Genomic DNA, 23,503 nt, shown 5'->3' with positions numbered 1-23,503 from the left:
ACGGGGCGTCAAGATAGAACAGGTTCTAGAAGAAGGGAACGGACGGGACCGGAGGGTCCGTGACGGCGACCGGTTGTTCGATTTGTTCGAATCGATGCTCCCGCGGTGGGCCGTAGGGTGTCAGCGGGCTGCCGGAGCGCCGTGCAACGGTCGTGTGGGTGTGCGCGGGGGGCTGTGCTGGGCGGGCGGCCCTGAGTACCGTGCCCGTGCGCACGCCGTAGGTGCGATGGGACCGGGTTTCGGGAGACGGGGCGCAATGGACGCGTACGAGGCAGGCTCGACCTCCCGGCATGGGCGGGACGAGCCCGGCGAGGCCGAGGGCTCCCCGCCCGACGGCCCCCAGCCGCCGCCCGGGTCCGGGCCGCCGGACGACGGCGCCCCACCGCACCCCACCTCCCAGGAAGCCCCGCGCCCGTCTCTGGCCGCCCTCTCCCTCCCGTACCAGCTGGGCGTCGCCCTCGCCGTCGCGGTCGTCGCCGTTGCCGCGTGTGTCCACCTCGGGATGGTCTTTCTGCACGTCGCGCCCTCGAACACGGTCACCAAGGAGCACAGCCGGGCGATCGACGACTGGATCTACCCGGAGTTCGAACAGAACTGGAAGCTCTTCGCCCCCAACCCGCTGCAGCAGAACATCGCCGTCGAGGTCCGCGCCGATGTCCGTACCGCCGACGGCGGGGCCCGGACGACCGGCTGGTACGACCTCACCGCGCTGGACGGCGAGGCCATCCACGGCAATCCGGTGCCGAGCCACACCCAGCAGAACGAGCTGCGCCGGGCCTGGGACTTCCTCGTCGGCTCGCACGACGCCCAGAACCGCCCCTCGGGCCTGCGCGGTGCTCTCGCCGAGCAGTATCTGCGCCGCATCGTCGTCCTGCGCCTCGACCGCGAGGACGCGGCCGGACCCGGCGGCACGATCGACCGCGTCCAGATCCGCTCCCGCAGCACGAACGTCCGACCCCCCGAGTGGAGCCAGGAGCAGGTGCCCGAGAAGCCCGCCTACCGTGTACTGCCCTGGTGGCCCGTCCCCGACGACGAGACGCTCCGGGCGGCGGGCACGGCCGACGCGACGAAGACGAAGGGGGACGGCTCGTGACCCGCCTCGCCCCCACGGCCTCCCGGAGGATCTCCCAGGGCATAGGCCGCATCACCGAGGCCGCCCTTGGCCCTTACCAGACGGCCGTCGTGCGGATCGGCTTCTCGGCGACCTGGCTGCTGTTCCTGCTGCGCGAGTTCCCGCACCGGCAGGAGCTGTACGGGCCCGACGGCCCCTGGAGCTGGGGTCTCGCCCAGCAGCTCGTCGCGGACAACGGCGCCTTCACGGTGCTCATGTGGTCCGGCAGCCGGATCTGGTTCGAACTCGTCTACGTGCTCGCGGTTCTCGCCAGTCTTCTTCTCCTGCTCGGCTGGCGCACCCGCACGCTGTCCGTGGTCTTCATGGTCGGCGTGCTCTCGCTCCAGAACCGCAGCATCTTCGTGGGCGACGGCGGCGACAACGTCCTGCACCTGATGTCCCTCTACCTGGTGTTCACGCGCTGCGGCCAGGTGTGGTCCCTGGACGCCCGCCGCGCCCGCAGGGCACGCGCACGCGTGCTCTTCGACGCCGCCCCCGACCGGGTGGGTCCCGTGCTGTGGGCCGTCCTCGGGACGCTCCTCGGCGCCGGTACCGCAGCCGGCAAGCTCGACGGAGACCTGCGGGTCCCGGGGATCCTGTGGGGGATGTGGCTGGCGCAGGGCGTGTGGTGGGCCGTGGCGCGCCGTGAGCGGGGCGGCGAGCCACGGATGCTGCTCGACATCGTCGGCAACGTCGTGCACAACGCGGCCCTGTTCGTGATCATGGCCGAGGCTTGTCTGATCTACGCGACGGCCGGCTGGTACAAGATCCAGGGCTCGCGCTGGCAGGACGGCACCGCCGTCTACTACCCGCTCCACCTCGACTACTTCTCCCCGTGGCCCGCCCTCTCCGACCTGATGTCGTCGAGCGGCACCATGGTGATGCTGGTGACGTACGGGACGGTGGTCGTGCAGGTCGCCTTCCCCTTCACGCTCTTCAACCGGCGGGTCAAGAACGTCCTGCTGGCCGTGATGATGACCGAGCACGCGGTGATCGCCGTCGTCCTCGGACTGCCCTTCTTCTCCCTCGCGATGATCGCCGCGGACGCCGTGTTCCTGCCGACCTCCTTCCTGCGCCGCCTCGGCGAGTGGGCGGCACGCGCGCGTGTGCGTCTTCTCGTCCGGCTGCCGGGCAGCGCACGTGCCCTGCCGGGCCCGCCGACCTCCGGTGCGGCCGACGAGACAGCGGCGGACGAGACGGCGCACACGCGCACGTAGGCTTCCAGGCATGACGGACGCAGCAACGGGGCCAGCAATCGCCGCGGTGACCGACTGGCACCGGCTCGCGGGCACTTCCGTCCTGCTCGACGGCTTCCACGCCCTCAAGCACGCCGTCCGCTTCGGCGCGCGGATCCCGGTGGCCGTGACCACCGACCGACGGGCGACCCTCGATCTCGCCGCCGAACTGGCCCCCGACGTACGGGACGCGCTGGACGCCCTCTTGGCCGAGGTGCCGGAGACGACGTACACGTCCCTCGTGCCGCGCGCGCATCCCACCGGGGTGGCCGCCCTGGCCGTACGACCCGCGCGCGGCGCCAACCTGGAGGCGCTCGCGCGCATGCCCCGCGGCGCGCCCGTCGTCGTCCTCGACGACCCGCGCAATCTCGGCAACGCCGGGGCCGTGATCCGCCTCGCGGCCGGTTTCGGCGCGACCGGGGTCGTCACCACCGGGACGGTCGACCCCTGGCACCCGACCGTCGTACGCGGTGGGGCGGGGCTGCATTTCGCGACCGCCGTGGAGCGGCTGACGGTGGCCGAGCTGCCGCCCGGGCCGGTGTTCGCGCTCGATCCGGAGGGCGAGGACATCCGGGGGCTGAAGCTCCCGGACGACGCCGTACTCGCCTTCGGCTCCGAGCGCAGCGGGCTGTCACCCGCACTGCGCGCGCGTGCCGACCGCCTGGTGTCCCTGCCGATGCGCCCCCAGGTCTCCAGCTACAACCTCGCGACCAGCGTGGCCATGACGCTGTACCACTGGAGCGTCACCGGTAACGGAACTTTTTAGGTCTGTCCGGCTCAGGCCTCCCGGCGCACTTCCACCACCCGGAACCGGTTCGCCACGAACGCCCCGTCGCACAGTGCCGCGTTCGCGGCCGGGTTGCCGCCCGAGCCGTGGAAGTCGGAGAAGGCGGCCGTCTGGTTGACGTACACCCCGCCGGTCAGGTTCAGCGACAGCTGGGCGCACTCCTCCAGGCAGGCCTCCTGGACGGCCTGTTCGAACTCCGGGTCGGTCGTGTACGCGCCGACCGTCATCGCGCCCTTGTCCCGAACCGTCCGCCGCAGCAGCTCCACCGCGTCCGCCGCCGAGTCGACCGCGACGGCGAAGGAGACGGGGCCGAAGCACTCGCTCAGGTAGGCGGCCTCGGAGTCCGCTCCGTCCCAGTATTTCCGCGCGCCGTCGAGCTTCACGACGACCGGCGTACGGACCACCGCTTCGGGGAAGTCGGGGTTCGCGATCTCCCGTGAGGCCAGGGCGACTTCGCCGAGGCCGGCCGCCGCCTCCAGCCGTGCCTTCACGTCGGGGTTGACGATCGCGCCCAGCAGCCCGTTCGCGCGCGCGTCGTCGCCCAGGAGGCCGCCGACGGCCGCGGCGAGGCCGGAGACCACCTCGTCGTACGACTTGTGGCCCTCCTCCGTACGGATGCCGTCGCGGGGGATGAGGAGGTTCTGCGGGGTGGTGCACATCTGGCCGCTGTACAGGGAGAGGGCGAAGGCGAGGTTCGACAGCATGCCCTTGTAGTCGCCGGTCGACTCCACGATCACCGTGTTGACGCCGGCCTTCTCCGTGTAGACCTGCGCCTGGCGGGCGTGGGCCTCCAGCCAGTCGCCGAACGACGTCGAGCCCGTGTAGTCGATGATCCGGATCTCCGGGCGGGTCGCCAGGGTCTTCGCGATGCCCTCGCCGGGGTGCTCGGCCGCCAGCGCCACCAGGTTCGGGTCGAAGCCGGCCTCCGTCAGGACCTCGCGCGCGACGGCGACCGTCAGCGCGAGCGGCAGTACCGCGCGCGGGTGGGGCTTCACGAGGACCGCGTTGCCCGTGGCCAGGGAGGCGAACAGGCCCGGGTAGCCGTTCCACGTGGGGAAGGTGTTGCAGCCGATGAGGAGGGCGATGCCGCGCGGGACCGGCGTGAACTCCTTGGTCAGGGCCAGCGGGTCGCGCTTGCCCTGGGGCTTGGTCCACTCCGCGGTGCCGGGCGTGCGGACCTGCTCCGCGTACGCGTAAGCCACCGCCTCCAGGCCGCGGTCCTGGGCGTGCGGGCCGCCTGCCTGGAACGCCATCATGAAGGCCTGGCCGCTGGTGTGCATGACCGCGTGCGCGAACTCGTGCGTCCGGCCGCTGATCCGCCGGAGGATCTCCAGACAGACCATCGCGCGGACCTCCGCGCCCGCGTCGCGCCACACCCGCTGGCCGGCCTTCATGGCGGGCAGCAGCACGTCGACGTCCGCGTGCGGGTAGGTGACGCCCAGCTCGATGCCGTACGGCGACACCTCGCCGCCCACCCAGTCGTCCGTGCCGGGCTGGTCCAGGTCGAGGCGGGTGTTCAGGACGGCGTCGAAGGCGGCCTTGCCCGCGGCCAGGTCCAGGGTGCCGTCCTGCCCGTAGGCCTTGGGGTGTTCGGGGTGCGGGGACCAGTACGCGCGGGTGCGGATCGCTTCCAGCGCCTGGTCGAGGGTGGGCCGGTGCTGGGCGATCAGCTGGTGCGTGGTGAGTTCGGCGGCCATCAGGGACCAACTCCTCGTCTCAAGAGCACTTCGTCGAGCTCATGAACTGGGACATGAACTGGTGCATGACCCGGGCATGAACTGGGACATGACCTGGGCAGAAAAGGGACGACAGAGTTAGAGTAACCGAACGATCGGTCGGGACAAGGGGGTCCGCCGCATCTGTGGACAACCTCGTGCGGGAGGATCGCGCACATGACAGCACTCGACCTCAGCAGCCCCGTGGCCGTCGTCGGCACCGGCACCATGGGCCAGGGCATCGCCCAGGTCGCGCTGACCGCCGGTCATCACGTACGGCTGTTCGATTCCGCGCCAGGGCGGGCCCAGGACGCCGTCCACGCGATCGGCGCGCGCCTCGACCGGCTCGTGGAGAAGGACCGGCTCCAAGCGGCCGACCGGGACGCCGCGCGAGGCCGGCTGCACGCCGCCGGGAGCCTCGCCGAACTCGCCGACTGCTCCCTCGTCGTCGAGGCCGTCCTCGAACGGCTCGACGTGAAGCAGGAGCTGATGCGCGCCCTGGAGGACGTGGTCGACGACGACTGCCTCCTCGCCACCAACACCTCCTCCCTGTCGGTCACCGCCATCGGGGGCGCCCTGCGCAACCCCGGGCGGTTCGTGGGGCTGCACTTCTTCAACCCGGCGCCGCTGCTGCCCCTCGTGGAGGTCGTCTCCGGGTTCGCCACCGACGTCACGTCGGCCACGCGCGCGTACGAGATGGCCCGCGCCTGGGGCAAGACACCGGTCGCCTGCGCCGACACCCCCGGGTTCATCGTCAACCGCCTCGCCCGGCCCTTCTACGCGGAGGCCTTCGCGGCGTACGAGGCGCAGTCCGCAGACCCCGCCACCATCGACGCGGTGCTGCGCGAGTGCGGCGGGTTCAAGATGGGCGCCTTCGAACTGACCGACCTCATCGGGCAGGACGTCAACGAGTCCGTCACCCACTCCGTGTGGCAGGCCTTCTTCCACGACGTGCGGTTCACGCCCTCACTCGCCCAGCGGCGGCTCGTCGAGTCGGGCCGGCTCGGCCGCAAGACCGGGCAGGGCTGGTACGACTACGGGGACGACGCCGAGCGCGCCGAACCGCACACCGCGGAAGCGGCCCAGCCGCCCGCGTACGTCGTCGCCGAGGGTGACCTGGGCCCCGCGGCCGACCTCCTCGCGCTGATCCGCGAGGCGGGCATTCCCGTCCGTGAGGACGAGGAGGACCACGGCACCCGGCTGGTCCTGCCCAGCGGCGGTCAGCTGGTCCTCGCCGACGGGCAGACCAGCGTCGAGTTCCGCGACGTCGTCTACTTCGACCTCGCCCTCGACTACCGGCGGGCCACCCGCGTCGCCCTGTCCGCCTCCCAGGACACCCAGCCGCAGACCCTCTCCGAGGCCATTGGCCTCTTCCAGGCGCTCGGCAAGGACGTCAGCGTCCTCGGGGACGCCCCCGGCATGATCGTCGCCCGTACGGTGGCCCGGATCATCGACCTCGCGCACGACGCCGTCGCCAAGGGCGTCGCCACCGAGGAGGACGTCGACACGGCGATGCGTCTCGGCGTCAACTACCCTCTCGGACCCTTCGAATGGAGCCGCAGGCTCGGCCGGAGCTGGGCGCACGAGATCCTCGACGAACTCCACCAGCGCGACCCGAGCGGACGGTACGCGCCGTCCCTCGCGCTCTACCGCCACGCGTACGCCACCGACAAGCGGGAGGGCACCCCATGACCACCGCCAAGCGCGACACGTACACCCCGCAGACGCTGCTCCAGGTCGCCGTCCAGGTGTTCAACGAGCGTGGCTACGACGGCACCTCCATGGAGCACCTCTCCAAGGCCGCGGGCATCTCCAAGTCGTCGATCTACCACCACGTCACCGGCAAGGAGGAGCTGCTGCGGCTGGCCGTCAGCCGGGCGCTGGACGGGCTCTTCGGGATCCTCGACGAGGAGCACGCGTGCGTGGGGCCCGCCGCCGGACGGCTGGAGTACGTCGTACGGCGCATGGTCGAGGTGCTCATCGCCGAACTGCCGTACGTGACGCTGCTGCTGCGGGTGCGCGGCAACACCCACACCGAGCGCCAGGCTCTGGAGCGGCGCCGCGACTTCGACCACCGGGTGGCCGAGCTGCTCAAGGCCGCCGCCGCCGAAGGGGACATACGCGGTGACGTGGAGGTGCGGCTCGCCACGCGGCTCGTCTTCGGGATGATCAACTCGGTCGTGGAGTGGTACCGGCCCGACGGTCGCGGCATGGGCGAGCGGGAGGTCGCCGACGCGGTGGCGCTGCTGGTCTTCGGGGGGCTGCGCAGACCGGAGTGAGTCCCCCCGTAGGGGCGCCTCGGAGAGGTCAGCCCTCCAGGCCGATGTCCTCCTCCTCGAACACCAGCAGGGTGCGCGTGCTGAGCACCTCCGGCATCGCCTGCAGGCGCATCAGCACCAGCTCGCGCAGCGCCTTGTTGTCGGGGGTGTGGACCAGCAGGAGCACGTCGAAGTCGCCGCCCACCAGGGCGATGTGGTCCGCCCCCGGGAGCTGCCTCAGGTGTTCGCGGACCGTGCGCCAGGAGTTCTGGACGATCTTCAGTGTGATGTAGGCCGACGTGCCCTGCCCGGCGCGTTCATGGTCCACGCGGGCGCCGAAACCGCGGATCACACCGTCCTCCAGGAGGCGGTTGATGCGCGCGTAGGCGTTGGCCCGCGAGACATGGACGCGTTCGGCCACGGAACGGATCGAGGCGCGGCCGTCCGCCTGGAGCATCTGCAGGATGTCCTGATCAATGGCGTCCAGCGGCCGTGGGGGTGGCAGGGTGGCGCCGCCTTCCGCGTGCTCGGCCATTTGTTCAGGTGCCATGCGCCCCCGCCTCCCTGCCATGGACGTCCTGCGTCCATCTCAGGCTGTGGAGAACCGTTTGTCCACAGCCTGGCGGCGCCTGTAGCCAAAATGTGCCGGCGACCGAACAATCGGTAGGTGAGGCGAGTCACATCCGTGGCGCGTCCGGAGCCGTCTCCCACGAGGAGGTGCCGTCATGACGGTCATGGATCAGCGGGGTGCGTACCGCCCCACTCCGCCGCCCGCCTGGCAGCCCCGTACCGACCCCGCGCCGCTGCTGCCCGACGCGGCTCCGTACCGCGTCCTCGGTACCGAGGCGGCGACGCGGGCGGACCCCGGGCTGCTGCGCCGGCTGTACGCGCAGCTGGTGCGTGGGCGCCGGTACAACGCGCAGGCCACCGCCCTCACCAAGCAGGGCCGGCTCGCCGTGTACCCCTCCAGCGTCGGCCAGGAGGCCTGCGAGGTGGCCGCCGCGCTCGTCCTGGAGGACCGTGACTGGCTCTTCCCCAGCTACCGGGACACGCTCGCCGTGGTCGCCCGGGGCGTGGACCCCGTACAGGCGCTGACGCTGCTGCGCGGCGACTGGCACACCGGGTACAACCCGCGTGAACACCGGGTGGCGCCGCTGTGCACCCCGCTCGCGACGCAGCTGCCGCACGCTGTCGGGCTCGCCCACGCCGCCCGCCTCAAGGGCGACGACGTGGTCGCGCTGGCCATGGTCGGTGACGGCGGCACCAGTGAGGGCGACTTCCACGAGGCGCTGAACTTCGCCGCCGTGTGGCAGGCGCCGGTGGTCTTCCTGGTCCAGAACAACGGCTTCGCGATCTCCGTGCCCCTCGCCAAGCAGACCGCAGCGCCCTCGCTGGCCCACAAGGCGGTGGGCTACGGGATGCCGGGCCGCCTCGTCGACGGCAACGACGCCGTCGCCATGTACGACGTGCTCAGCGAGGCCGTACGGCACGCGCGCGCGGGTGGTGGTCCGACTCTCATCGAGGCGGTGACCTACCGCATGGAGGCGCACACCAACGCCGACGACGACAAGCGCTACCGGGCCGACTCCGAGGTCACCGCCTGGCGCGAGCACGACCCGATCGACCTCCTGGAACGGGAGCTCACCGCGCGCGGGCTGCTCGACGAGGACGGCATCAGGGCCGCGCGCGAGGACGCCGAGGCACTCGCCGCCGACCTGCGCGCGCGGATGAACCAGGACCCGGCGCTCGACCCCATGGACCTGTTCCCCCAGGTGTACGCCGAGCCCACCCCCCAACTGCGCGAGCAGCGGACCCAGCTGCGGGCCGAGCTCGAGGCCGAGGCCGAGGGCGGGACCGAGGGGGCGCACCGATGACCACCGTCGCCCTCAAACCCGCCACCATGGCGCAGGCCCTCACGCGCGCGATGCGCGACGCCATGGCGTGCGACCCCACCGTGCACGTCCTGGGTGAGGACGTCGGCACCCTCGGCGGGGTCTTCCGGGTCACCGACGGGCTCGCCCGGGAGTTCGGCGAGGACCGCTGCACGGACACCCCGCTGGCCGAGGCGGGCATCCTCGGGGCGGCCGTCGGCATGGCCATGTACGGTCTGCGTCCGGTCGTCGAGATGCAGTTCGACGCGTTCGCCTACCCCGCGTTCGAGCAGCTGATCTCGCACGTCTCCCGGATGCGCAACCGCACGCGCGGGGCCATGCCCCTGCCGATCACCGTCCGGGTGCCCTACGGCGGCGGCATCGGCGGCGTCGAACACCACAGCGACTCCTCCGAGGCGTACTACATGGCGACCCCGGGTCTGCACGTCGTCACGCCCGCCACGGTGGCCGACGCGTACGGCCTGCTGCGGGCCGCCATCGCCTCCGACGACCCGGTGGTCTTCCTGGAGCCCAAGCGCCTGTACTGGTCGAAGGACTCCTGGAACCCGGACGAGCCGGCGGCCGTTGAACCGATCGGACGCGCGGTGGTGCGGCGCCCCGGCCGCAGCGCCACGATCATCACGTACGGGCCGTCCCTGCCCGTCTGCCTGGAGGCGGCGAAGGCGGCCGAGGCGGAGGGCTGGGACCTGGAGGTGGTCGACCTGCGTTCCCTGGTCCCGTTCGACGACGAGACGGTGTGCGCCTCGGTACGGCGGACCGGCCGGGCCCTGGTCGTCCACGAGTCGGGCGGCTTCGGCGGCCCCGGCGGAGAGATCGCCGCCCGCGTCACGGAGCGCTGCTTCCACCACCTGGAGGCGCCGGTGCTGCGTGTCGCCGGGTTCGACATCCCGTACCCGCCGCCGATGCTCGAGCGGCACCACCTGCCCGGCGTCGACCGTGTCCTGGACGCCGTGGGACGGCTGCAGTGGGAGGCGGGACGCTGATGGCACAGGTACTGGAGTTCAGGCTCCCCGACCTCGGCGAGGGACTCACCGAGGCGCTGATCGTGCGCTGGCTGGTCGAGGTCGGCGAGGTCGTCGCCGTGGACCAGCCGGTCGTCGAGGTCGAGACGGCCAAGGCGATGGTCGACGTGCCCTGTCCCTACGGGGGTGTCGTCACCGCCCGCTTCGGCGAGGAGGGCACCGAACTGCCCGTCGGCTCACCCCTGGTGACGGTCGCGGTCGGCACCCCGGCCCACCCCGACCCGGCCGGTGACACGGCCGAGGGCTCCGGCAACGTGCTCGTCGGATACGGCACCTCCGAGGCGCCCGCGCGGCGGCGGAGGGTGCGGCGGGAACAGGCGGTGCCCGCCGCTCCGGTCGCCCCCGAGGGCGCGGACGGGCAGGCCTTCGCCGCCACCCGGGTCGACGGTCCCGTTCCGGTCATCTCGCCGCTCGTTCGCAGGCTCGCCCGCGAGAACGGCCTGGATCTGCGGCAGTTGGCGGGCTCGGGGCCCGACGGACTGATCCTGCGCGCCGACGTGGAGCGCGCCCTGCACGCCGGCGCCACGCATACGGAGGCCCCGGCCCCGCTCCCGGTCGCGGTGCCTGGGGACGGCCCCGCCCCTGCCGAGGGCACGCGCCTCCCCCTCAAGGGCATCCGGGGTGTCGTCGCCGACAAGCTCTCCCGCAGCCGGCGCGAGATCCCGGACGCGACCTGCTGGGTGGACGCCGACGCGACGGAACTGATGCACGCGCGCGTGCTCATGAACGGGGGCGGGAGCGGGGGCGGGGGCGGGGGCGCCAAGATCTCCCTCCTGGCCCTGCTCGCCCGGATCTGCACGGCCGCCCTCGCCCGCTACCCCGATCTGAACTCCACGGTCGACCTGGAGGCCAGGGAGATCGTCCGGCTCGACCGCGTCCACCTCGGGTTCGCCGCCCAGACCGAACGCGGGCTCGTCGTCCCCGTCGTCCGGGACGCACACACCAGGAACGCCGAGTCGATCGGCGCGGAGATCACGCGGCTGACCGAGGCGGCCAGGGCCGGCACCCTCACGCCCGCCGAACTCACCGGCGGAACCTTCACGTTGAACAACTACGGAGTGTTCGGCGTCGACGGCTCCACGCCGATCATCAACCACCCCGAGGCGGCCATGCTCGGCGTCGGCCGGATCGTCCCCAAACCGTGGGTTCACGAGGGCGAACTGGCCGTGCGCCAGGTCGTCCAGCTGTCGCTCACCTTCGACCACCGGGTGTGCGACGGTGGCACAGCGGGCGGTTTCCTGCGCTATGTGGCGGACTGCGTCGAGCAACCGGCGGTGCTGCTGCGCACGCTGTGATCAGGGCGGCGCGCACACGTTTCCCGTGATCGGCGGCCGCCCGCATACTCGGAGGGTGACCGCCTACGACCCCCAGCCCTCAGGGACCCCCGGCGCCGACGGCTACGACGCCGTGGTGCTCGCGGGCGGGGCCGCCCGGCGGCTCGGCGGCGCGGACAAGCCCGGCGTACGGGTGGGCGGGCGCGCGCTGCTCGACCGGGTGCTCGCCGTCTGCGCCGACGCCGGCACCACCGTGGTCGTCGCCGGGCCTCGGCCCACCGCGCGGCCCGTGACCTGGGCCCACGAGGACCCACCGGGCAGCGGGCCCGTCGCCGCGCTCGACGCGGGTCTGCGACACACCGGGGCCGAGCACGTCGTCGTCCTCTCCGCCGATCTTCCTTTCCTGGGACCGGCGACGCTACGGCGTCTTCTCGGCGCCCTGCGGACGAGCGGCGCCGAGGGCGCGCTGCTCACCGACACCGGCGGCCGGGACCAGCCGCTCGTGGCCGCGTACCGGGCGTCGGCGCTGCGCCGGGAGCTGGGCGCGCTCACCCTCGAACCCGGCGGCCTCGTCGGCCTGCCGTTGCGTCGGCTGACCGCCGCGCTGGAACTCACCCGCGTGTCCGATCCCGTCGCGTCCTTCGACTGCGACACCTGGGACGACATCGCCGCCGCCAGAGCACGCATCAGGGAGCATGGGCACGTGTTGGACGAATGGATTTCCGCAGTCAAGGACGAACTGGGCATCGACCTGGACGTTGACACCCACCTCCTCCTCGACCTCGCCCGCGACGCCGCGCATGGTGTGGCCAGGCCGGCCGCCCCGCTGACGACGTTCCTCGTCGGGTACGTGGCGGGCCGGGCCGGGGGAGGCCCCGAGGCCGTCGCTGAGGCCAGCCGCAAGGCCGTCGCCCTCGCCCTGCGCTGGGCCGAGGAGGCCGCGGCCGCCGACGCCGAGCCCGGTGCGGGCAAGGCCCCCGACAGCCCGGACGCCGGATGACCGCCTACAGCGACCTGGACGACCTCGGCGCCGAGGAGGCGCTCGCCCTCGTGAACGAAGGAAACGGCGGCGGCAACCAGGGCGAGAGGCCCACCTCCGGGGGCGCCGGAGCACCGGCCCCCGCAGGGGACGGCGTCTACGACGTGGAGGCCGACCAGCCGGTCCCCGGCACCGGCGGCGGCCTCACCCCCGAGCCCGCGCCCGCCTCCGCCCCCGCCCGCCCCCGGGCCACCCCGTGGCCCCATGCCCGCGCCGTAGCCGAGCGCGCCGCCCGCCAGGTCCCCCGTACCGCCTGGGCCCCTGTCTCCGTCCCCCTCGACGCCGCCCTCGGCCTGGTCCTCGCCGCGCCTCTCGCGGCCCTCACCGACCTCCCCTCCTTCGACACCTCCGCGATGGACGGCTGGGCGGTGGCGGGCCCCGGTCCCTGGGACGTGCGCGAGGCCGGTGTGCTCGCCGGGCACGCGCAGCCCGAGCCGCTCACCGACGGCGAGGCGGTACAGATCGCAACGGGTGCCCGTATCCCGTACGACACGACCGCCGTACTGCGCAGCGAGCACGGCCGCACGGACGACAAGGGCCGGCTGTACGCGACCCGGGAGATCAGCCACGGCCAGGACATCCGTCCGCGCGGCCAGGAGTGCCGCCTGGGCGACCAGCTGCTGCCCACCGGCACCTTCGTGACCCCGGCCGTGCTCGGGCTCGCGGCGGGCGCCGGGTACGACACCCTTGCCGTGGTCCCCCGGCCCCGCGCCGAAGTCCTTGTCCTGGGCGACGAACTGCTCAGCGAGGGGCTGCCGCACGACGGCCTGATCCGGGACGCACTCGGCCCGATGCTGCCGCCGTGGCTGCGCTCGCTGGGCGCCGACGTCATCGCCGTACGCAGGCTCGGGGACGACGCCGAGGCGCTCTACCAGGCCCTGAAGAACTCCCCCGCCGAGATCGTCGTCACCACCGGGGGCACCGCCGCCGGACCCGTCGACCACGTCCACCCCACCCTGCGCCGCCTCGGTGCCGAACTGCTCGTCAACGGGGTCCAGGTGCGCCCCGGGCACCCCATGCTGCTGGCCAGGACGAAGGACAACCAGCACCTCGTCGGGCTGCCCGGCAATCCGCTGGCCGCCGTCTCCGGACTGCTCACCCTCGCCGAACCCCTGCTGCGGACCCTCGCGGGACGGGCGGCGCCGGAGCCGTACACGCTGCCGCTCAGGGACGAGGTGCACGGGCACCCGCACGACACCCGGCTCGTTCCCGTCGCCCTGCGCGGCGACCGAGCCGTACCGCTGCATTACAACGGGCCGGCCATGCTGCGTGGCATCGCGGCTGCCGAGGCCCTCGCGGTCGTCCCGCCCGGCGGAGCCCGCGCCGGGCAGGAACTGGAACTGCTCGAACTGCCCTGGTCGGCAGCCACCGAGGCCGGGGTGTGTTTCACGTGAAACATTCGGATCGCAACGGCGCCCGCCGCCGCAGCAGTGGAGGATGTTTCACGTGAAACTGCCGGGCCATGACGCCATAGCCCGCCAGGCGGACGAGCATCTGGTGACCCATCGGGTGAAACTTCCCCGGACCGTGGTGGAACGGCCGATCCGGCAGGTCGTCAAGCGCGTCGCCATGGCCCTGCTGGTGCTGGTCGCAACCGCGCTCATCGTCTACGCCGACCACGACGGCTACCACGACAACGCCGACGATTCCGTCAGCCTCCTCGACGCCTTCTACTACGCCACCGTCACCCTCTCCACCACCGGATACGGCGACATCGCGCCCGTCAGTGACGCCGCCCGGTTCACCAACATCTTCGTCATCACACCGCTGCGCGTGCTCTTCCTGATCATCCTGGTCGGCACGACTCTCGAAGTCCTCACGGAACGCACCCGGGAGGAGTGGCGCCAGAACCGCTGGAGGGCGGCCTTGCGAGAGCACACCGTTGTCATCGGGTTCGGGACCAAGGGACGGTCGGCCGTACAGACCGTCTGTGTCACCGGCCTGAAGAAGGAACAGGTCGTGGTCGTCGACCCCAGTTCCAAGGCCGTGGACGCCGCCACCGCCGAGGGATACGCCGGAGTGATCGGCGACGCCACGCGCAGTGACGTACTGCTGCAGGCCGAGCTGCCGAGGGCGCGGCAGATCATCATCGCCACCCAGCGCGACGACACGGCCGTCCTCGTCACCTTGACGGCCCGGCAGCTCAACCGCACGGCGAAGATCGTGGTCGCCGTGCGCGAGGAGGAGAACGCGCCGCTGCTCAAGCAGTCCGGTGCCGATGCCGTCATCACGAGTGCGAGCGCGGCCGGGCGGCTGCTCGGGCTGTCGGTGCTCAGTCCCGCCGCCGGCATGGTCATGGAGGACCTCATCCAGCAGGGCAGCGGGCTCGACATCATCGAACGGCCGGTCATAAAGGCCGAGGTGGGCAAGGGGCCGCGGGAGACGGACGACCTGGTGGTGAGCGTCGTACGCGGGCATCGGGTGCTGGGGTACGACGATCCGTCGATCGGGGAGCTTCAGGTGGCGGACCGGCTCATCACCATCGTGCGGGCGACGCCGGGCGCGCAGGTGGCGCCCGACGTCCGTCCGATCCGCGACAACTGATGCCCCGCTGATCCCTTGCCGCCTGGTTACTTGCGGTTGTAGAGCCGCATCGTGACCGGTCCGAAGACCAGCACCAGCAGGCCCGCCCACCCCAGCGACCAGGCGATCTCGGCGGCCGGCCACTCGCCGGCCATCAGCTCCCGTACCGCCGAGGACACATGGGTGATCGGGCTGTTGTTGACGAAGGCCTGGAGCCAGCCGGGCATGGTGCTCGGGTCGACGAAGACATTCGACAGGAAGGTCAGCGGGAAGATCACCATCATGCTGACGCCCATCACCGACTTCTCCGTGCGCAGCAGTAGCCCGAACATCGTCCAGATCCACGAGAAGGCGAAGGAGAAGACGAGGAGCAGGGCGATGCCGGCGGCCACGCCCACCACTCCGCCGTCGGGGCGGTAGCCCAGGATCACGCCGACCGTCAGCATCACCACGGACGCCATGGTGTACCGCAGGGCGTCACCGAGGAGATAGCCGACCATCACCGCCGGCCGCCAGATCGGCAGCGTACGGAAGCGGTCGAAGACGCCCTTCTCGATGTCCGTGTTGACCGAGACGCCCGTGTACATCGTGATCATCACGACCGACATCACCAGGATGCCCGGCAGCAGGAACTGGATGTACTCGCGCGGGGAGCCGGCCAGCGCGCCCCCGAACAGGTACGTGTACATCAGGACCATCATGATCGGGAACGCGGTGACGTCGAAGAGCTGTTCGGGGACGTGCTTGATCTTGAGGATCGCGCGCCAGCCGAAGGTGAGGGACGCCGAGAGCGCGCTGGGGCGCGGCGGCCGGTCCTTGGTGACGAGCAGCGCGGTGAGCGACTCGGTGCTGACAGGGGCGAGTTCCCTGTTCTCGGTGGTGGTCGCGGTGCTCATGCCGCCGCCTCGCCTTCGATGGAGCCGGCCCTGGAGTCGGCTTGGGTGTCGTGTCCGGTGAGGGCGAGGAAGACCTCGTCGAGGCTGGGCTGTCCCAGGGAGAAGTTGTCGACGGTGATGCCGAGACGGGCGAGTTCGGCGAGGGCGCGGGCCGCCTGTTCGGCAGCGGTGTCACCGACCGACGTACCGACGCGGGCCGTCAGGGCCACCGGATCGGGTTCGCGCTTGACGGACGCGTCGAGGGTCCGCCGCAGCACCTCCTCCGCCTGTGGCCGCTGGGACGGATCGCGCAGCCGCAGATGGACGGACCCGGCGCCGACGGACGCCTTCAGCTCGCCCTTGGTGCCCTCGGCGATCACCTTGCCCCTGTCGATGACGGCGATCCGTGACGCCAGCTGGTCGGCCTCGTCCAGATACTGCGTGGTCAGCAGTACCGTCGTGCCCTGGGCGACCACCGCGCGCACGATGTCCCACACCTGGTTGCGGCTGCGCGGGTCGAGACCGGTGGTCGGTTCGTCGAGAAAGAGCAGGTCGGGTGTGTTGAGGATGGACGCGGCGATGTCGATCCGCCGCCGCATACCGCCCGAGTAGTGCTTGACCTGCTTCGCCGCCGCGTCCGTGAGACCGAAGGCCTCCAGGAGCTGGGCGGCGCGCTCGCGGGAGGTCCGCTTGTGGTGGCCGAGGAGCCTGCCGAGCAGCACCAGGTTCTCGGTGCCGGTGAGGTCCTCGTCCACGGACGCGTACTGGCCGGTGAGGCTCACCCTGCCGCGTACCGCGTCGGCGTCTCGCACCACGTCGTGGCCGAAGACATGTGCCTCGCCGCCGTCCGGCCTGAGCAGGGTGGCCAGCATCTTCACGGTGGTCGTCTTGCCGGCGCCGTTCGGCCCGAGGACCCCGTAGACCGTGCCGGTGGGCACGGCGAGGTCGACGCCGTCGACGGCCCGGGTCTCACCGAACGTCTTCACCAGCCCCGCGGTCTCGATCGCGAGATCGGGCACCTCGGCCGCCCGGCCCGCCCTGGCTGCTGCCTGTGGGCTCATGTCTCGGGTCCTTCCGGAGTCCTTGCGTATACGGGGTGACACAGAGGGAGACCGTCGGCCGGCCGCAAACTCATCGCTCGCGCGACCGCACGTCCGTCCACGGTCTCTCCGCCGGACCGGAAGCGCACCCCAATATCGCCGGGGCGAGGAGTAGCGTCCCCTCATGCTTGCGATCACGATTCCTGAACCCGGAGGGCCCGAGGCGCTGGTGTGGGCCGAGGTCCCCGATCCCGTGCCCGGCGAGGGCGAGGTGCTGGTCGAGGTGGTGGCCGGCGCCGTCAACCGTGCCGACCTGCTGCAACGCCAGGGCTTCTACAACCCACCCACCGGTGCCTCCCCGTACCCCGGACTGGAGTGCTCCGGCCGGATCGCCGAGATCGGGCCCGGAGTCTCCGGCTGGTCCGTCGGCGACGAGGTGTGCGCGCTGCTCTCGGGCGGCGGTTACGCGCAGAAGGTGGCCGTCCCGGTCGGGCAGCTGCTGCCCGTGCCCGAGGGCATCGACCTGAAGCGCGCGGCGGCGCTGCCCGAGGTGGCCTGTACGGTCTGGTCGAACGTCTTCATGATCTCCCAACTCCGCCCTGGCGAGACCCTTCTCGTGCACGGCGGCTCCAGCGGCATCGGCACCATGGCCATCCAGCTCGCCAAGGCGGTCGGGGCCAGGGTCGCCGTGACGGCGGGGACGAAGGAGAAGCTCGACCAGTGCGCCGAGCTGGGCGCCGACATCCTCATCAACTACCGCGAGCAGGACTTCGTCGAGGAGCTCGCGGGGGCCACCGGCGGCAGCGGCGCCGACGTCATCCTCGACAACATGGGCGCCAAGTACCTGGACCGCAACGTCCGTGCCCTCGCCGTCAACGGACGGCTCGCGATCATCGGTATGCAGGGCGGCGTCAAGGCCGAACTGAACATCGGCACGCTCCTCTTCAAGCGGGCCGCGATCAGCGCGACCTCGCTGCGCACCCGCCCGCCGGCCGAGAAGGCGGCGATCGTGGCCGCCGTACGCGAGCACGTCTGGCCGCTGCTCGAGGCCGGTCAGGTCCGGCCGGTCGTCGACCGCGAGTTCCCGATGAGCGACGCCGCGGCGGCCCACCGGCTCGTGGAGGAGAGCGGGCACGTGGGGAAGGTGCTGCTGGTCGTCCCGTAGCGGAACGTCCCAGGTCACGCCTCCGTACGTGTCCCGGGTCATGTCCTCCGTACGCGCATCCGCAGCGCCAGGCGGGCGAGGCCCAGGCCGAGGCCGATCAGGACCAGTCCGCTGCCGAGCGGCAGTATCCGCAGCACCGGTGCGGAGACCGCGCCGGGCAGGCCGGTGGTGTCTTCCGGCTCGTCCGGCTCATCCGGGACGGACGTGGGCACGGGGACGGGGGCGGGGACGGCCGCCTCGTCCCCCTCGTCCGCCGCGTCGTCGGGCGGCGCGGACTCCCGCCGCCCGGGACGCTCCCGCCCCTCGCCCGCCAGGCTGCCGGCCCGGGAGGCGTCGGGGGCGGGCCGTACGCCGTGCGCGACACCGCCGTACGGCGGTGTCGCGCCGTGAGGGGAAGCGGCGATCGTGGGGGCTGCCAGGGCCAGCAGGGTGGCGCAGGTACGCAGGACGCGGAGCCATGGAGTCATGTCGGTGACACCTCCCGCTGCGGAGTCGCCGGTCGCGGGTCACCCCGTCACCGGGGTTCGACGCAACCAGCCTCACACGCACCTGCCCGTCTGGCATTTCGGACGGAGTGCCGGCCCGGACCCACCGGCCGCGGCCGCGGCCAGGTACGAGAGAATGGACGCATGGAGATGCCGAGGAACGAAAGGTCGCCGGAGAACCCCCAGATCCTGGTCGTTGGCCAGGACGGGATGGCTCTTGGTGGTGGCGGTGACGACGACTCCCGAGAGATCCCGGTGACGGACATGGTGGAGCAGCCCGCCAAGGTCATGAGGATCGGCAGCATGATCAAGCAGCTGCTCGAGGAGGTGCGCGCGGCCCCTCTCGACGAGGCGAGCCGGGTCCGGCTCAAGGAGATCCACGCCAGCTCGGTGAAGGAGCTGGAGGACGGTCTGGCGCCGGAGCTCGTCGACGAGCTGGAGCGCCTGTCGCTGCCGTTCACGGACGAGGCGATTCCCAGCGACGCCGAACTGCGGATCGCGCAGGCCCAGCTGGTGGGCTGGCTGGAAGGCCTCTTCCACGGGATCCAGACCGCCCTGTTCGCCCAGCAGATGGCCGCGCGGGCCCAGCTGGAGCAGATGCGCCGCGCACTGCCGCCGGGAGTCGGCGGCCACGAGGGCGACGAGGACCTGCGGACGGGTGGACGCACGGGCGGCCCGTACCTCTAGCCTCCAGCCCCCCAGATCTCATGGAGTGGGGCCCGGCCGCCGACCGACCGGCTGCCGGGCCCCACTCCATGAACGACCGTCCGCTCAGGACGGATAGCCCGTCGACACGTTCAGTTCGATCACCGGCATGTCCGTCGGATCGGCGTCCGCGTCCGCGGAGGGGAACTGGTCCATGACCGTGTCCTTGCCGTACGTGTTGTCGGGAACCCGCGTGACCTTCATCCGCCAGCCGGCCGCCTGGAAACACAACTTGACCGAGGCCAGGTTCTTGTAGCGGAAGTCGGGCACCCGGATCTTGTCCGGGTCGGTGTACGACTCCGGCGCCTCCGAGCACTCCTCCGCGTCGATCTTCTTGTCCAGGTCCGGCCCCTTGTACCCCGAGGCCGATCCCGATCCGGATCCCGAGCCTGATCCGGATCCTGACTCCGGCGTCTGCGGGGCCGAGGCGCGCGGGGTGCTGCCGCCGGTCCCGCCACCGTTGGCGCTGTCGTTCCCGCCAAGGTCCAGCGCGAGGAGCAGCCCGCCGACGGCGACGAGCGAGACGACGATCGAGCCCACGATCACCGGGGTGTTGCTCTTCCGTCCCCCTCCGGAGGCGGGCGGGGGCGTGTGCTGCGGGGCGTACGCGCCGGGCGTCTGGTACGAGGCCTGCTGCGGATAGCCGTACGCCGGAGCCGGGGTCTGCGGGGGCGTGTGCGCCGCGGGCGTGTACGCCGGGGGCGGGGTGGCGGCGTACGGATTCGCGTGCTGCGGGTGCGGGGTCGGCTGATACGGGGTCTGTACGGGGCCAGGCGTCGGCCCGGTCGCCTGGTCGACCGGCGGGAACACCGCTGAGGCCACGCCCGTGCCGCTCGCCGCCGGGGCGCCCGGGACGATGTTCGGGGCGGCCGGCTGGAGAGAGGCGGCCACCCGCAGGCACTCGTCGCGCATGGCGACGGCGCTCGGGAAACGCTCGTTCGGGTTCTTCTTCAGCGCGCGGGCGACCAGCGCGTCCACCGCCTGGGGCAGCGCGCGGTTGACCGAGGAGGGGGCGACCGGCTCCTCCTGGACGTGCGCGTACGCGATCGCGAGCGCCGAGTCGGCGTTGAACGGCAGTCGCCCGGTGACCAGCTGGAACAGCATGATGCCGACCGAGTAGAGGTCGGAGCGGGCGTCCACGCCCCGGCCCAGCGCCTGCTCGGGGGAGAGGTACTGCGGGGTGCCGACGACCATGCCGGTCTGCGTCATCGACGTGACGCCCGACTGCATGGCACGGGCGATGCCGAAGTCCATGACCTTGACGACGCCACGCTTGGTCGTCATCACGTTGCCCGGCTTGATGTCCCGGTGGACCAGGCCCATCTCGTGGCTGATCTCCAGCGCCGCCAGCACGTCCGCGGTGATCTTCAGCGCCTTGTCGGCGGGCATCGCCCCGAACTGCCGTACGTCCGCGTCCAGAACGGAGCCGAGCGGCTGCCCCTCCACGTACTCCATGACGATGTACGGGGTCATCGTCCCCGCCACGTCGTCCTCGCCGGTGTCGAAGACCGAGACGATGTTCGTGTGCGCGAGCTTGGCCACCGCCTGGGCCTCACGGCGGAAGCGTTCGCGGAACGCCTGTTCGCGGCCCAGCTCGGTGTGCAGCGTCTTGATCGCGACCTGCCGGTCCAGGACCGAGTCGTAGGCGAGGTGCACCGAGGCCATGCCGCCCTCGCCGAGGAGGTCGCGCAGCTGGTAGCGCCCGCCGGCGAGCGCGTGCCCCGAATACCGGCCGTGTGCGCCGTCCTGGCTCATGTCTCAGCGTCCCCCGAGGTTCTCCACAGCCACACATGATCGATTGGCTGATTCCGGACCAAGTCTGCCGGAGGCCGCAGGCACGTCAAGCGCGGTGCCCGTTCCGTGACCGTACGGGAGCCAAGCGTCGCGTAAGCGTTACAGGGCCTGCGCGGACCAGGTGCGGAATTTGCACGACGGTACCCGCAACCGGTTTGATGGCCGGTCCGCCCGGGACCCGCATCCGGGTTCTTTCCGGAGCCCCTCCGGGACCGCCTCCCGGACCGGAGGCTTGCGTGGAGGCTGTAGCGTGGCCGACGGAGACCGTAACAACACCGCGCGCACCGCGGGCAGAAACGACGGCGAGGACTGATGGCACAGCAGCGCGCTCAGGGCCCGTCCGACCCCGAGGCGGCAGGCGGCGGTATGTCAGACGCGCCTGAGTTGTGGGGTAAGGGCGGACTGGTCGGGGACGGCCGTTACCGGCTCACCCACAGACTTGGCCGGGGCGGCATGGCGGAGGTGTTCGCCGCCGAGGACGTGCGGCTCGGGCGGACCGTGGCGGTCAAGCTGCTGCGCGCCGACCTCGCCGAGGACCCGATCTCCAAGGCCCGCTTCACGCGCGAGGCCCAGTCGGTGGCCGGGCTCAACCATCACTCGATCGTCGCCGTGTACGACTCCGGCGAGGACTTCGTCGGCGGCCAGTCGGTCCCGTACATCGTGATGGAGATCGTCGAGGGGCGCACGATCCGCGACCTCCTCCTCAACGCCGAGGCGCCGGGGCCCGAGCAGGCCCTGATCATCGTCTCCGGGGTGCTGGAAGCGCTTGCCTATTCGCACCAGCACGGCATCGTGCACCGCGACATCAAGCCGGCCAACGTGATCATCACGCACGGCGGCGCCGTCAAGGTGATGGACTTCGGCATCGCCCGCGCGCTGCACGGGGCGTCGACGACGATGACGCAAACCGGCATGGTCATGGGCACGCCCCAGTACCTCTCCCCGGAGCAGGCCCTCGGCAAGGCCGTCGACCACCGCTCCGACCTGTACGCCACCGGCTGTCTGCTGTACGAACTCCTCGCGCTGCGGCCCCCGTTCACCGGCGAGACCCCGCTGTCCGTGGTCTACCAGCACGTCCAGGACATTCCGGTGCCGCCGTCCCAGGTCGCGGAGGCCGCGCCGCCGGAACTCGACGGACTCGTCATGCGTTCCCTCGCCAAGGAGCCGGACGACCGCTTCCAGACGGCCGAGGAGATGCGCGGGCTGATCCAGTACGGCCTGCAGATGCTGTACGACCAGGGCAGCCACACCGGCACCTGGAACACCGGGCCCGTCGACCTGCCCGACGGCCGGAACACCTCCTCGGGCGGCTTCGCGGGCACCGCGGTGATGAACCAATCCGGTGATCACGCCGGCACCACCCAGATCCCCCAGCAGATCCTGCCCAGCGGGTACGGCGGCGGTGACGACGGCGGCTTCGAGGGACGCGGCAACCGGGGAAGCGGCCGGGGCAAGCTGTGGATACTGGCGTTCTTCGCCGTGATCGCGGTCGCGGCGGGCGTCGCCCTCGCCCTCCAGAAGGGCAAGGGCACCCCCGAGCACCCCGGCACCACGAAGTCGCCGGCCGTCACCCAGTCCGCGAAGACCGAGGACCCCACGGCGACACCGAGCGAGGAGCAGTCCGAGGAGCCGTCGAGCACCGTCACGGACGACGGCACCGGCTCGGGGGCGGGGGGCTCCCAGTGGACGCCGTCGTACACACCGTCGTACACCCCGACCCCGACCCCGTCCAGCGAGCCGTCGAGCACACCGTCGGACGTGGAGTCGACCCCGGCGCCCTCGGAAACCGTGTCCGAGCCGGCGGAGCCGCCGACGCCGTCGCCGGAACCGTCGGGCGACGTCGGCGTGGTGGGCGGCGGTACGACGGAGGGTGGCGGCACCACCCCCTGACCGGCCGACCGCCCCTCCGGGTGAACGAACCGCCGGCCGGTTGACAAAAAGCAGCCTCCACGCGCGCGTGCGGCCCGAACAGGGCTTCACGCGCGCGTGCCGTTTCCGGCCGGACGTCAGGCCACGAACGCCTCGCACACCGCGTCGTACTCCCGCGTCCACCACACCGCGAGCGCCGAGGCGGCCGGGAACTGGGAGTCGGCGCGGGTGTCGCCCCGCTCGTAGTGCCACCGGAGCATCCAGAAGTCGTTCAGACGCTCCCACCACACCCGGTGCACGGCGGCGGCCAGCTCGGAGGGCGTGGCCCCCGCCGTACGCCGGTACGCGCGCGCGTAGGCCCGTGCCTTGGGCAGGTCGAGTGTGCCGGCGGGCCGTACGAAGAAGATCGCGGCGGCGCGTACGGCCTCCTCGGCGCGGGGCCGCACACCGAGCCGGTCCCAGTCGACGATCGCGGCCGGGACGTCCCCCTTGTAGAGCAGGTTGAACGGGTGGAAGTCCCCGTGCACCCAGCCCACCGAGCCGCCCGGTGGGGGTCGCCGGTCGGCGTGCTGCTCGAGCAGCGCCCGCCGTTCGAGGAGCCGGTGGCGGGCCAGTTCGTCGAAGGCGTCGGTGGGGCGGCGGCGATGGACGTGGGCCAGGAGGTCGTCGATGAGGGCGAAGGTGCCGGCGGGGTCGGCGGAGGGGGCGGTGGAG

The 23,503-nt window shown here is 71.9% G+C and carries 21 protein-coding genes; 14 read left to right on the top strand and 7 right to left on the bottom strand.

Annotated features, from left to right (window positions below; all coding sequences use genetic code 11):
* Positions 1 to 256: 256 nt before the first annotated feature.
* Genes ADL01_RS34285 through ADL01_RS34275 form a run of 3 tightly spaced genes read left to right on the top strand, consistent with a single transcriptional unit; the run spans position 257 to position 3,112 of the window.
* Positions 257 to 1,093, top strand: a complete 837-nt coding sequence (locus ADL01_RS34285; RefSeq protein ID WP_053745953.1) for a DUF5819 family protein — start codon at positions 257 to 259, stop codon at positions 1,091 to 1,093.
* A complete protein-coding gene (locus ADL01_RS34280; protein WP_078960921.1) occupies positions 1,090 to 2,328 on the top strand; it encodes an HTTM domain-containing protein in 1,239 nt (412 codons plus the stop codon). Before ADL01_RS34285 ends, ADL01_RS34280 begins: the two co-directional genes overlap by 4 nt.
* 10 nt (positions 2,329 to 2,338) lie before the next feature.
* Positions 2,339 to 3,112, top strand: a complete 774-nt coding sequence (locus ADL01_RS34275) for a TrmH family RNA methyltransferase (RefSeq protein ID WP_053745952.1) — start codon at positions 2,339 to 2,341, stop codon at positions 3,110 to 3,112.
* An 11-nt stretch (positions 3,113 to 3,123) separates the two neighbouring features.
* Here ADL01_RS34275 and paaN read toward each other — a convergent pair whose 3' ends face one another.
* Positions 3,124 to 4,830, bottom strand: coding sequence for a phenylacetic acid degradation protein PaaN (paaN, locus tag ADL01_RS34270; RefSeq protein ID WP_053745951.1), 1,707 nt, complete (start codon positions 4,828 to 4,830; stop codon positions 3,124 to 3,126).
* Positions 4,831 to 5,025: 195 nt separating this feature from the next.
* On the opposite strand from paaN, the gene ADL01_RS34265 reads away from it, so the two are divergent.
* Together ADL01_RS34265 and ADL01_RS34260 are read left to right on the top strand one after the other, a co-directional pair.
* Entirely contained in the window at positions 5,026 to 6,540 is a 1,515-nt protein-coding gene (locus tag ADL01_RS34265; RefSeq protein ID WP_053745950.1) for a 3-hydroxyacyl-CoA dehydrogenase, read from the top strand.
* A complete protein-coding gene (locus ADL01_RS34260; protein WP_053745949.1) occupies positions 6,537 to 7,127 on the top strand; it encodes a TetR/AcrR family transcriptional regulator in 591 nt (196 codons plus the stop codon). The genes ADL01_RS34265 and ADL01_RS34260 overlap by 4 nt, the downstream gene beginning before the upstream one ends.
* A gap of 28 nt (positions 7,128 to 7,155) precedes the next feature.
* Here ADL01_RS34260 and ADL01_RS34255 read toward each other — a convergent pair whose 3' ends face one another.
* Positions 7,156 to 7,656: an Lrp/AsnC family transcriptional regulator gene (locus ADL01_RS34255; protein ID WP_420719768.1), complete on the bottom strand. Its 501-nt coding sequence runs from the start codon at positions 7,654 to 7,656 to the stop codon at positions 7,156 to 7,158.
* Positions 7,657 to 7,831: 175 nt separating this feature from the next.
* Between ADL01_RS34255 and pdhA the strand changes: the two genes are divergently transcribed.
* Genes pdhA through ADL01_RS34225 form a run of 6 tightly spaced genes read left to right on the top strand, consistent with a single transcriptional unit; the run spans position 7,832 to position 14,877 of the window.
* Complete coding sequence (gene pdhA, locus ADL01_RS34250) at positions 7,832 to 8,980, top strand: pyruvate dehydrogenase (acetyl-transferring) E1 component subunit alpha (protein ID WP_053745947.1); 1,149 nt, start codon at positions 7,832 to 7,834, stop codon at positions 8,978 to 8,980.
* Entirely contained in the window at positions 8,977 to 9,981 is a 1,005-nt protein-coding gene (locus ADL01_RS34245; protein ID WP_053745946.1) for an alpha-ketoacid dehydrogenase subunit beta, read from the top strand. Before pdhA ends, ADL01_RS34245 begins: the two co-directional genes overlap by 4 nt.
* The gene (locus tag ADL01_RS34240) at positions 9,981 to 11,315 is read left to right on the top strand and encodes a dihydrolipoamide acetyltransferase family protein (protein WP_053746074.1); all 1,335 of its coding nucleotides are present in this window, start codon (positions 9,981 to 9,983) and stop codon (positions 11,313 to 11,315) included. The genes ADL01_RS34245 and ADL01_RS34240 overlap by 1 nt, the downstream gene beginning before the upstream one ends.
* A 55-nt stretch (positions 11,316 to 11,370) precedes the next feature.
* Entirely contained in the window at positions 11,371 to 12,294 is a 924-nt protein-coding gene (locus tag ADL01_RS34235; RefSeq protein ID WP_053745945.1) for an NTP transferase domain-containing protein, read from the top strand.
* Complete coding sequence (locus ADL01_RS34230; RefSeq protein ID WP_053745944.1) at positions 12,291 to 13,727, top strand: molybdopterin molybdotransferase MoeA; 1,437 nt, start codon at positions 12,291 to 12,293, stop codon at positions 13,725 to 13,727. Before ADL01_RS34235 ends, ADL01_RS34230 begins: the two co-directional genes overlap by 4 nt.
* A gap of 43 nt (positions 13,728 to 13,770) precedes the next feature.
* On the top strand, positions 13,771 to 14,877 hold the full coding sequence (locus ADL01_RS34225; protein ID WP_199834998.1) for a potassium channel family protein: 1,107 nt from the start codon (positions 13,771 to 13,773) through the stop codon (positions 14,875 to 14,877).
* Between the two features lie 26 nt (positions 14,878 to 14,903).
* On the opposite strand, the gene ADL01_RS34220 is transcribed toward ADL01_RS34225, so the two are convergent.
* Positions 14,904 to 15,752, bottom strand: a complete 849-nt coding sequence (locus ADL01_RS34220; RefSeq protein ID WP_053745942.1) for an ABC transporter permease — start codon at positions 15,750 to 15,752, stop codon at positions 14,904 to 14,906.
* Positions 15,749 to 16,792, bottom strand: a complete 1,044-nt coding sequence (locus ADL01_RS34215; RefSeq protein ID WP_053745941.1) for an ATP-binding cassette domain-containing protein — start codon at positions 16,790 to 16,792, stop codon at positions 15,749 to 15,751. The genes ADL01_RS34220 and ADL01_RS34215 overlap by 4 nt, the downstream gene beginning before the upstream one ends.
* A gap of 163 nt (positions 16,793 to 16,955) precedes the next feature.
* On the opposite strand from ADL01_RS34215, the gene ADL01_RS34210 reads away from it, so the two are divergent.
* On the top strand, positions 16,956 to 17,936 hold the full coding sequence (locus ADL01_RS34210) for an NAD(P)H-quinone oxidoreductase (protein ID WP_053745940.1): 981 nt from the start codon (positions 16,956 to 16,958) through the stop codon (positions 17,934 to 17,936).
* Between the two features lie 38 nt (positions 17,937 to 17,974).
* Here the strand turns inward: ADL01_RS34210 and ADL01_RS34205 are convergent, their stop codons facing one another.
* The gene (locus ADL01_RS34205) at positions 17,975 to 18,403 is read right to left on the bottom strand and encodes a hypothetical protein (RefSeq protein ID WP_053745939.1); all 429 of its coding nucleotides are present in this window, start codon (positions 18,401 to 18,403) and stop codon (positions 17,975 to 17,977) included.
* A 162-nt stretch (positions 18,404 to 18,565) separates the two neighbouring features.
* Between ADL01_RS34205 and ADL01_RS34200 the strand changes: the two genes are divergently transcribed.
* Positions 18,566 to 19,108 (top strand): bacterial proteasome activator family protein, encoded by a 543-nt coding sequence (locus ADL01_RS34200; protein ID WP_053745938.1) that lies wholly within the window; start codon positions 18,566 to 18,568, stop codon positions 19,106 to 19,108.
* 84 nt (positions 19,109 to 19,192) lie between these two features.
* Here ADL01_RS34200 and ADL01_RS34195 read toward each other — a convergent pair whose 3' ends face one another.
* A complete protein-coding gene (locus ADL01_RS34195; RefSeq protein WP_053745937.1) occupies positions 19,193 to 20,881 on the bottom strand; it encodes a protein kinase domain-containing protein in 1,689 nt (562 codons plus the stop codon).
* Between the two features lie 351 nt (positions 20,882 to 21,232).
* Here ADL01_RS34195 and ADL01_RS34190 point away from each other — a divergent pair, with 351 nt between their 5' ends.
* Entirely contained in the window at positions 21,233 to 22,810 is a 1,578-nt protein-coding gene (locus ADL01_RS34190) for a protein kinase domain-containing protein (RefSeq protein ID WP_053745936.1), read from the top strand.
* Between the two features lie 116 nt (positions 22,811 to 22,926).
* Here ADL01_RS34190 and ADL01_RS34185 read toward each other — a convergent pair.
* A partial coding sequence (locus tag ADL01_RS34185) for a phosphotransferase (RefSeq protein ID WP_159049715.1) occupies positions 22,927 to 23,503 on the bottom strand: 577 nt, incomplete at its 5' end.

The sequence above is a fragment of the Streptomyces sp. NRRL WC-3618 genome (assembly GCF_001280005.1).
GTDB lineage: Bacteria > Actinomycetota > Actinomycetes > Streptomycetales > Streptomycetaceae > Streptomyces.
The sequence above is the reverse complement of the archived record's forward strand: the minus strand, read 5'-3'. Positions and strand labels throughout refer to the sequence as shown.

Bases quoted from the DNA above. Each gene is read 5' to 3' on its own strand.
- ADL01_RS34285 (WP_053745953.1), top strand. From the start codon at position 257: ATGGACGCGTACGAGGCAGGCTCGACCTCCCGGCATGGGCGGGACGAG.
- ADL01_RS34275 (WP_053745952.1), top strand. From the start codon at position 2,339: ATGACGGACGCAGCAACGGGGCCAGCAATCGCCGCGGTGACCGACTGG.
- paaN (WP_053745951.1), bottom strand. From the start codon at position 4,830: ATGGCCGCCGAACTCACCACGCACCAGCTGATCGCCCAGCACCGGCCC.
- ADL01_RS34265 (WP_053745950.1), top strand. From the start codon at position 5,026: ATGACAGCACTCGACCTCAGCAGCCCCGTGGCCGTCGTCGGCACCGGC.
- ADL01_RS34260 (WP_053745949.1), top strand. From the start codon at position 6,537: ATGACCACCGCCAAGCGCGACACGTACACCCCGCAGACGCTGCTCCAG.
- ADL01_RS34255 (WP_420719768.1), bottom strand. From the start codon at position 7,656: ATGGCACCTGAACAAATGGCCGAGCACGCGGAAGGCGGCGCCACCCTG.
- pdhA (WP_053745947.1), top strand. From the start codon at position 7,832: ATGACGGTCATGGATCAGCGGGGTGCGTACCGCCCCACTCCGCCGCCC.
- ADL01_RS34245 (WP_053745946.1), top strand. From the start codon at position 8,977: ATGACCACCGTCGCCCTCAAACCCGCCACCATGGCGCAGGCCCTCACG.
- ADL01_RS34240 (WP_053746074.1), top strand. From the start codon at position 9,981: ATGGCACAGGTACTGGAGTTCAGGCTCCCCGACCTCGGCGAGGGACTC.
- ADL01_RS34230 (WP_053745944.1), top strand. From the start codon at position 12,291: ATGACCGCCTACAGCGACCTGGACGACCTCGGCGCCGAGGAGGCGCTC.
- ADL01_RS34225 (WP_199834998.1), top strand. From the start codon at position 13,771: ATGTTTCACGTGAAACTGCCGGGCCATGACGCCATAGCCCGCCAGGCG.
- ADL01_RS34220 (WP_053745942.1), bottom strand. From the start codon at position 15,752: ATGAGCACCGCGACCACCACCGAGAACAGGGAACTCGCCCCTGTCAGC.
- ADL01_RS34215 (WP_053745941.1), bottom strand. From the start codon at position 16,792: ATGAGCCCACAGGCAGCAGCCAGGGCGGGCCGGGCGGCCGAGGTGCCC.
- ADL01_RS34210 (WP_053745940.1), top strand. From the start codon at position 16,956: ATGCTTGCGATCACGATTCCTGAACCCGGAGGGCCCGAGGCGCTGGTG.
- ADL01_RS34205 (WP_053745939.1), bottom strand. From the start codon at position 18,403: ATGACTCCATGGCTCCGCGTCCTGCGTACCTGCGCCACCCTGCTGGCC.
- ADL01_RS34200 (WP_053745938.1), top strand. From the start codon at position 18,566: ATGGAGATGCCGAGGAACGAAAGGTCGCCGGAGAACCCCCAGATCCTG.
- ADL01_RS34195 (WP_053745937.1), bottom strand. From the start codon at position 20,881: ATGAGCCAGGACGGCGCACACGGCCGGTATTCGGGGCACGCGCTCGCC.
- ADL01_RS34190 (WP_053745936.1), top strand. From the start codon at position 21,233: ATGGCACAGCAGCGCGCTCAGGGCCCGTCCGACCCCGAGGCGGCAGGC.